Source organism: Bradyrhizobium sp., assembly GCF_016462955.1.
Taxonomy (GTDB): Bacteria; Pseudomonadota; Alphaproteobacteria; order Rhizobiales; family Xanthobacteraceae; genus Bradyrhizobium.
Window position 1 is genome coordinate 1,245 of sequence record NZ_JAEMSD010000544.1, and the last position, 3,081, is coordinate 4,325.

Annotated in this window: 2 protein-coding genes and 1 pseudogene; all 3 read right to left on the reverse strand. The window is 65.7% G+C overall.

Features of this window, described 5'->3' with window-relative positions:
* Positions 1–1,105 (reverse strand): annotated as a pseudogene (locus JHD07_RS33930) (AMP-binding protein); the annotation flags it as partial.
* Positions 1,105–2,025 (reverse strand): 3-hydroxyisobutyrate dehydrogenase, encoded by a 921-nt coding sequence (gene mmsB / locus JHD07_RS33935; protein ID WP_291630096.1) that lies wholly within the window; start codon positions 2,023–2,025, stop codon positions 1,105–1,107. The gene mmsB and the pseudogene JHD07_RS33930, both read right to left, overlap by 1 nt.
* Positions 2,021–3,081 (reverse strand): enoyl-CoA hydratase/isomerase family protein (locus tag JHD07_RS33940; RefSeq protein ID WP_291630095.1); only part of this gene is annotated, 1,061 nt, incomplete at its 5' end. The genes mmsB and JHD07_RS33940, both read right to left, overlap by 5 nt.

Consider the following 3,081-nt stretch of genomic DNA (forward strand, 5'->3'; position numbering starts at 1 on the left):
GCGGCCGGCCCATCGAGCCGATCTTGATCTTTTGCCCCGGCGACTTACCGGCGAGCGCGGTGGTTTCGGTCTGGCCGTAGCCGTCGCGAATGGTGAGCCCCCAGGCGGCCCGCACCTGGTCGATCACTTCGGGATTGAGCGGCTCGCCGGCGCCGCAAACCTCGCGCAACGCCACCTTGAACGAGGCGAGGTTCTCCTGGATGAACAGCCGCCACACGGTCGGCGGCGCGCACAGCGTGGTGACGCCGCAGCGGCCGATGGTGGCGAGTAGGCCTTTCGCATCGAAGCGCGGCTGGTTGACCACGAACACGGTCGCCCCCGCATTCAACGGTGCGAAAAAACAGCTCCAGGCATGCTTGGCCCAGCCTGGCGATGAGATGTTGAGGTGGACGTCGCCGGGCTTCAGCCCGATCCAGTACATGGTGGAGAGATGGCCGACGGGATAGCTGCGCTGGCTGTGCCGCACGAGTTTCGGTTTCGCCGTCGTGCCCGAGGTGAAATAGAGCAGCATCGGGTCGTCGGCGTTGGTGGGACCGTCGGGTGTGAAATCCTCCGGTGCCTTCGCGGCCGCGTCATAGCCGAGCCATCCATCCGGGCCGGCGCCGACCACGATGCGGACGATGTTCTCGGCGCCAAGGCTTGCGAACTTCGCCACCTGATCTTCAGCCGCCACCACCGCCCTCGCCCTGCCGCGCTCGAGCCGGTCGCGAAGTTCGTCAGCGGTGAGCAGCGTGGTTGCGGGAATCACGACGACGCCGAGCTTCATCGCTGCCAGCATGGTCTCCCACAACGGAACCACATTGCCGAGCAGCAGCAAAAGGTGGTCGCCGCGCTTCAAGCCCTGCGCACGGAGGAAATTCGCGACCTGGTTCGAGCGCTTCGAGAGCGCAGCGAAGGAGAGCTTCGTCTGCTTGTCCTGCGCGGCATCGACGATCCAGAGCGCGGGCCGGTCCTTGCTGTCAGCGTTCGCCGCCAGCTCGGCATCGAACCAGTCGAGCGCCCAGTTGAACGAAACCGGATCGGGCCAGCGGAAGCCTTTGACCGCCGCCTCGTAGTCCGTGCGGTGTTGCAGAAGAAACGCGCGCGCTTCCTGAAATGTCGTCATCAAGCTTTCCCGGCTAGACTCCTAACGTGCTTGATAATTCCGGAAAAATCCACCCCGCCCTGCCCGGCTGCGTCGAAAGATTGATAGATCTCCTGCGCATGCTTGCCGAGCGGCGTCGCCGCACCGGCCGCCTTTGCGGCGTCCTGGGCCAGGGTCAGGTCCTTCACCATGAGCGCCGAAGCAAAGCCCGGCTTGTAGTCGTTGTTCGCCGGCGAGGTCGGCACCGGCCCCGGCACCGGGCAATAGGTCGTCAGTGACCAGCACTGGCCCGACGAGGTCGAGGCGACGTCGAACAGCGCCTGATGCGAGAGCCCGAGCTTCTCGCCGAGCGCGAAGGCCTCGCTCACCGCGATCATGGAAATGCCGAGGATCATGTTGTTGCAGATTTTTGCGGCCTGGCCCGCGCCGGCGCCGCCGCAATGGACGATCTTCTTGCCCATGTTCTCCAGCACCGGCTTCGCCGCTGCGAACGCCTTCTCCTCGCCGCCGCACATGAAGGTGAGCGTGGCGCCCTTGGCGCCGCCGGTGCCGCCGGAGACCGGTGCGTCGACCGAGAGCACGCCGTTCTTGGCGGCCAGCGCGTGCGCGGCCCGCGCGCTCTCGACGTCAATGGTCGAGGAGTCGATGATCAGCGCGCCCTTGGTCATGGCGGGCACCACCTCGTTCCAGACGCCGAGCACGTGCTTGCCTGCGGGGAGCATGGTGACGACGATATCGGCGCCCTTCACCGCGCCCGCGGCACTGTCGGCGATGCTGGCGCCATCGGCCTTGGCCTGATTGCGGGAAGCCTCGACCAGGTCGAACGCCAGCACCTTGTGGCCGGCCTTGACCAGGTTGGCCGCCATCGGGCCGCCCATGTTGCCCAGACCAATGAATGCGATCGTGGCCATTGTCGTTTCCTCCGCTGCAGCGTTGTTAATTGAACTTCAATTCGTCGGGGCCGATCTCGGCGAAATACGGCGCCAGCATCTGTGGCGTCACATCCTCGATCCGCGGCGGCGACCAGGTCGGGTTGCGGTCCTTGTCGATCACGGCGGCGCGGACGCCCTCGCGGAAATCGTCGCTGCGGAAGACTTCGAGCGCGGCGCGGTACTCCCGCACAAGGCACTCTTCCAGGCTCGACGATTGGCGCGCGAGGCGCAAGAGCTTCAGCGTCACCACCATGCCGCGCGGCGATTTCTCGTTGAGCGTCTTCAGCGTCGCCTGCGCGAACTCGGAGCCGTCGCGCTTCAAGGCCGCAAAGATGTCTTCCATGCGGTCGAAGCCGAACAGCGCGTCGATAACAGGCTCCTTCGCAGCCACCGGCCCCGCGGTCTCGCCGGTGGCAAAGCCGTCGATGAGCTTGCCGACATCGGCGGCGGTTGCGCCGGAGCGCAGCTTGGTCAGCGCCTCGCGCAGTTCCGGTAGCTTCGAAGCGGGCACGACCCAATCGGCGAATTTGGCGTGGATCGCGTCCGGCCCGTTCATGGTCTGGCCAGTCAACCCGAAATAGGTGCCGATCTCGCCCGGCGAATGCGCCAGCAGATAAGTGCCGCCGACGTCGGGAAAGAAGCCGAGACCAACTTCGGGCATCGCGAGCTTGGTGCGATCGGTGACGACGCGGTGGCTGGCGTGCGCGGACAGACCGACGCCGCCGCCCATCACGATGCCGTCCATGAAGGCAACATAGGGCTTCGGGAACTTCTTGATCCGGGCATTGAGGATGTACTCCTCGCGCCACAGGATCTTGCCGAGGTCACCATTGACCTTGGAGCTTTCCCAGAGCGTACGGATATCGCCGCCGGCACAGAGGCCGCGCTCGCCGGCGCCTTCCAGCAGGATCACGGCGACGGCGGGATCAGCCTCGAAACGATCGAGCGCCTTCTCGATGTCGCGAAACATCTCCAGCGTCACGGCGTTGATGGCCTTCGGACGGTTGAGCCTGATGATGCCGGCCGCGCCCTCGACACGGGCGACGAGATCGCCCTCTTCCGCTC